Origin of the sequence: Fluviicola sp. (assembly GCF_030151805.1) — a bacterium.
GTDB lineage: Bacteria > Bacteroidota > Bacteroidia > Flavobacteriales_D > Crocinitomicaceae > Fluviicola.
In genome coordinates, this window is record NZ_JASLCN010000392.1 from 1 (window position 1) to 4,172 (window position 4,172).

The 4,172-nt window shown below is 41.0% G+C and carries 5 protein-coding genes; 2 read left to right on the forward strand and 3 right to left on the reverse strand.

Going from position 1 to position 4,172, the window contains the following annotated elements; translation table 11 throughout:
• Nucleotides 1–411: uracil-DNA glycosylase (locus tag Q1V93_RS14800; RefSeq protein WP_300665723.1), on the reverse strand; the 411-nt coding region annotated here is incomplete at its 3' end.
• 54 nt (nucleotides 412–465) lie between these two features.
• Here Q1V93_RS14800 and Q1V93_RS14805 point away from each other — a divergent pair.
• Nucleotides 466–1,365: a PorP/SprF family type IX secretion system membrane protein gene (locus Q1V93_RS14805; RefSeq protein ID WP_300665724.1), complete on the forward strand. Its 900-nt coding sequence runs from the start codon at nucleotides 466–468 to the stop codon at nucleotides 1,363–1,365.
• Nucleotides 1,366–1,452: 87 nt separating this feature from the next.
• On the opposite strand, the gene Q1V93_RS14810 is transcribed toward Q1V93_RS14805, so the two are convergent.
• A complete protein-coding gene (locus tag Q1V93_RS14810) occupies nucleotides 1,453–1,701 on the reverse strand; it encodes a type II toxin-antitoxin system ParD family antitoxin (RefSeq protein WP_300665725.1) in 249 nt (82 codons plus the stop codon).
• A gap of 213 nt (nucleotides 1,702–1,914) precedes the next feature.
• On the opposite strand from Q1V93_RS14810, the gene Q1V93_RS14815 reads away from it, so the two are divergent.
• Nucleotides 1,915–3,519, forward strand: a complete 1,605-nt coding sequence (locus Q1V93_RS14815; protein WP_300665726.1) for a peptide chain release factor 3 — start codon at nucleotides 1,915–1,917, stop codon at nucleotides 3,517–3,519.
• A 98-nt stretch (nucleotides 3,520–3,617) separates the two neighbouring features.
• Here Q1V93_RS14815 and Q1V93_RS14820 read toward each other — a convergent pair whose 3' ends face one another.
• Complete coding sequence (locus tag Q1V93_RS14820) at nucleotides 3,618–4,055, reverse strand: type I restriction enzyme HsdR N-terminal domain-containing protein (protein ID WP_300665727.1); 438 nt, start codon at nucleotides 4,053–4,055, stop codon at nucleotides 3,618–3,620.
• Nucleotides 4,056–4,172: the final 117 nt, after the last annotated feature.

The window sequence follows — 4,172 nt, forward strand, 5'->3', positions numbered from 1 at the left end:
AAGCGGCTGACCTTCGCGAACAGTCAGTAACGAATTCAAAAGCAAAACACCCTGGTTTGCCCAATGATTCAAGTCGCCGTTAGCCGGGGCTTTGATCCCCAGATCATCTTCCAGTTCCTTAAAAATATTCTGCAAACTTTTAGGTAACGGCCGCACATGAGAGTCGCAACTGAAACAAAGCCCGTGCGCATGACCTCTCGTCGGATAAGGATCCTGACCCAGGATTACAACCTTGATTTGATCAAACGGACAGCTGTCGAAAGCACGGAAAATGTATCTCCCCTCCGGAAAAATTTGATTTGGAAACCGGGTATATTCCTGCTTAACGAAATGCACCAGGTTTTCAAAATAAGGGGAGTCAAATGACTTCTGAAGAGCCTTTTCCCACGATGAATCTATCAAAACTTTCATTTGACGAAGATAATTAATCTATTTTTTCTATGTTCGCATGCAAAATCTAATTCGATGAAATTACTTCAAACCTTGATCATTACCATCCTTATTTTAGGATTCTCCCAACAAGTTTCGGGACAGCAGGAACCTCGAAGTGCATTCTTCTGGAACAATTACATGCATACTAACCCGGCGATGACGGGCGCTGTTTACAAGCATCAGGCGAACGTGCAATGGCGAAATCAATGGACCAAAATCAATGGCGCTCCAACCACTTTGTGGGCAAATTATGCCATGAAACTGGATTCAATTAACAGCGGAGTAGGAGTGAGTTATGAATACGATGTCATCGGGTTGAATAAATCGCATACAGCCTTGGCATCTTACGCCTATCATATTCCGATCAAAAAAATGTTCTTGTCTGTTGGAGTCTCTGCAGGATTGAAAACCTTAAAATTCGACGCTTCGAAATTGGTTTTTTCGACTCCACAACCGCAATACATGACACGAAATTACAATCCGGTTTTTCAATGTGATTTAGGAATTGCTTTGCATTCCGAAAAATGGAATGTGGGTTTGAGTGTGACCCAATTAAATCAGGCGACATTCAAAGATTCTCTTTTCCCTTATAATAATGCAGCTCACCTTTGGGTGTTTGCAGATTACACGTTTGGATTGGGAGAAAAGTGGAAATTGACACCAAGACTTCAATCGTACAGTGATGGCAAAACTTCGATATGTTCTTCACTTGCTTTATTGGCAACGTGGAAAGATCGCTTGTGGTTCGGAGGATCAGCAAGTATTCCTTCGAACGGAGGAACTTATAATGTCGGGCCGATGATCGGTTACGATATTGCCGGAAAATTCAGATTGGCTTATACCTATGAATTTTGGATCAGTAATCACACCGCTTCCGCTTCAATTACAAACAACGGGACCCACGAAATTCTCCTTTCTTACCAGTTGAAATAGCCTGATCTAATCATTTAGCCGGGATTCCAAATTCATTTACTGGTGTAAAACCCGGATGATCTCAACTGCGTCTTGTTTACTTGAGTTTCATTTTTTGGTATACTTCTGATGCATTTGATTTAAGAATGATTCGGAGTTAAAATCAGTAACAAACCCTGACTTTTCTCCTTTTTTTAGCTCATTTATGAGTTCACTTTTTTTACTTTCTTCATGCTCAAACAATCTCAATGCTGCTCTGATAACCTCACTCGCGGAAGTATATTTTCCGGATTTAATTTGTTGATTTATAAAAACATCAAAATAATCACCTAACAAAATGGACGTGTTTTTAGCCATAACTTTGGTTTGTATCTCAAAGATACCAATTCCTGGTATTTGATACAACTTTAAAACTTGTCATCACCAAAACCCGGGATCAATTGAAATAATTTCCAACTTAAAAGTCTTGCCTCTAACAGTCTTGTCTCTTGACTCAAACCATCTTGCCTCTAACATGCACTTTTAAATTCCCACTTTTTGAACTACTTTTGCACCCGTAAAACAGCAATCATGAGCAACGAAGTAGAAATTGAAAAGCGAAGAACCTTTGGAATTATCTCGCATCCCGATGCAGGTAAAACAACATTGACTGAAAAGCTCCTGCTTTTTGGTGGTGCAATTCAATCTGCGGGGGCTGTTAAAAACAACAAAATCAAGAAGACAGCAACTTCTGATTTCATGGAAATTGAAAAGCAGCGTGGAATTTCGGTTGCAACTTCCGTAATGGCTTTTGAGTATTCCGGAAAACAGATCAATATTTTGGATACTCCCGGTCACAAGGACTTTGCGGAAGATACTTACAGAACATTGACTGCTGTTGATAGCGTTATTCTGGTAATCGACTGTGCAAACGGGGTAGAGGAACAAACCAAGCGCTTGATGGAAGTATGCCGCATGCGAAAAACTCCGGTAATCATTTTCATCAATAAAATGGACCGCGAAGGAAAAGATCCGTTCGAGTTGCTGGACGAATTGGAATCCTCATTAGACATTCATGTCCGACCTTTGGCGTGGCCAATTGGAATGGGAGACCGTTTTCAGGGAGTTTACAACATTTACGATAAGAACATCAACCTGTTCGCAGCGAATAAAACAAAGATTTCGACAGACATCGTATCGCTTTCAGACATCAATTCAGCTGAATTGGATGAATTGGTCGGAGAGAAACCGGCTGAAGAATTGCGGGAAGAACTCGAAACAATCGAAGGAGTGTATGATCCGTTCAACCGCGAAACATACCTTTCAGGAGATGTAGCTCCGGTGTTTTTCGGTTCTGCCGTAAACAATTTCGGGGTAAAGGAATTGCTGGATACCTTTGTACGGATTTCGCCCTCTCCGCGGGGAAGAGATGCAGATACGAAACGAATCGAACCATTAGACAAAAAATTCTCAGGATTCGTATTTAAGATTCACGCGAATCTCGATCCGAAACACCGCGACCGCATCGCCTTTTTACGCATCGTTTCCGGAAAATTCGAACGGAATACATTCTACAACCACGTGCGTTTGGACAAGAAATTCAAATTTCCGAATCCGACTTCATTCATGGCACAGGATAAAAGTGTGATCGACGAAGCATATCCGGGAGACGTAATCGGATTATACGATACAGGAAACTTCAAGATCGGAGATACCTTGAATGAAGGCGAAAACTTTATGTTCAAAGGAATCCCGAGCTTCTCGCCTGAATTGTTCCAGGAATTGGAAAACCTCGATCCGATGAAATCCAAGCAATTGGAAAAAGGAGTGTCGCAGTTAATGGACGAAGGAGTAGCTCAGTTGTTTATTCAGCAGCCGGGAAATAGAAAAATCATCGGAACAGTCGGACAACTTCAGTTTGAAGTAATTGCTTATCGTTTGGAACACGAATACGGTGCGAAATGTCGTTTCGTTCCGAGAAACTTCCACAAAGCATGCTGGATCACGACCGATAATGAAGATCAGTTGAAAGACTTCATGCGCGCAAAATCGCAGTACCTGGCAAAAGACAAAGACGATAACCTGGTATTCCTTGCCGAAACATCCTTCTTATTGCAAATGGCAGAAAAAGACTACCCGGATCTGACATTCCACATAACGAGTGAATTTAAATTGGAAGCGAAACACGCCAATTAATTGAAAATGGAGAATTGAAAAGTTAAAAGAAGAGAGAAAGTGTCGTTTTCGATTCAAACAAGCGGTTTACTTTTCAATTTTACATTATCAATTTTCATTTAAAGTTCCGGAAGTTCCTCCAAAAACACATCCGGATTACTGCATTCCACAATCACATGATGGAGTCCGTTAGTCATCCAGAAAAAAGCAGCTTTGCTCTTCTGAATGTAATTGCTCGTTTGCAGAAAAACGGTTTCATCCAGGTTGATTTCCGGCGCTTTACATTCAATAATGAGTTTGGCATTTCCGAACGAATCCACCACCACCACGTCGCACCTTCTGTTCTGACCGTTAATCTTCAATAAATGCTCACTGTTGATGCGTTCAATCGGAGTCTTCTTATAAGAGATGAGGTAATGAATCACGTGTTGCCGAACCCATTCCTCCGGAGTTAAAAGCAATTTCTTCTTGCGGATAACGCACCAAACGAAAAACTCCTCCTTCTCTTTGGAAAGTTTCAGTTCTGCAGAAGGTAAATTCAACGAAGGATAAGACATACTGATTACAAAATTACGAATTTCGAATGATGAATTTTAGGCTCTCCAAAGGGCGATTGACTATTAAACCGCACAACTGTTATTTTTGGTAATTGAAACAGGAATGATTTCTAGAAC

Coding starts and splice junctions, on each gene's coding strand:
- Q1V93_RS14805 (WP_300665724.1), top strand. CDS start 466: ATGAAATTACTTCAAACCTTGATCATTACCATCCTTATTTTAGGATTC.
- Q1V93_RS14810 (WP_300665725.1), bottom strand. CDS start 1,701: ATGGCTAAAAACACGTCCATTTTGTTAGGTGATTATTTTGATGTTTTT.
- Q1V93_RS14815 (WP_300665726.1), top strand. CDS start 1,915: ATGAGCAACGAAGTAGAAATTGAAAAGCGAAGAACCTTTGGAATTATC.
- Q1V93_RS14820 (WP_300665727.1), bottom strand. CDS start 4,055: ATGTCTTATCCTTCGTTGAATTTACCTTCTGCAGAACTGAAACTTTCC.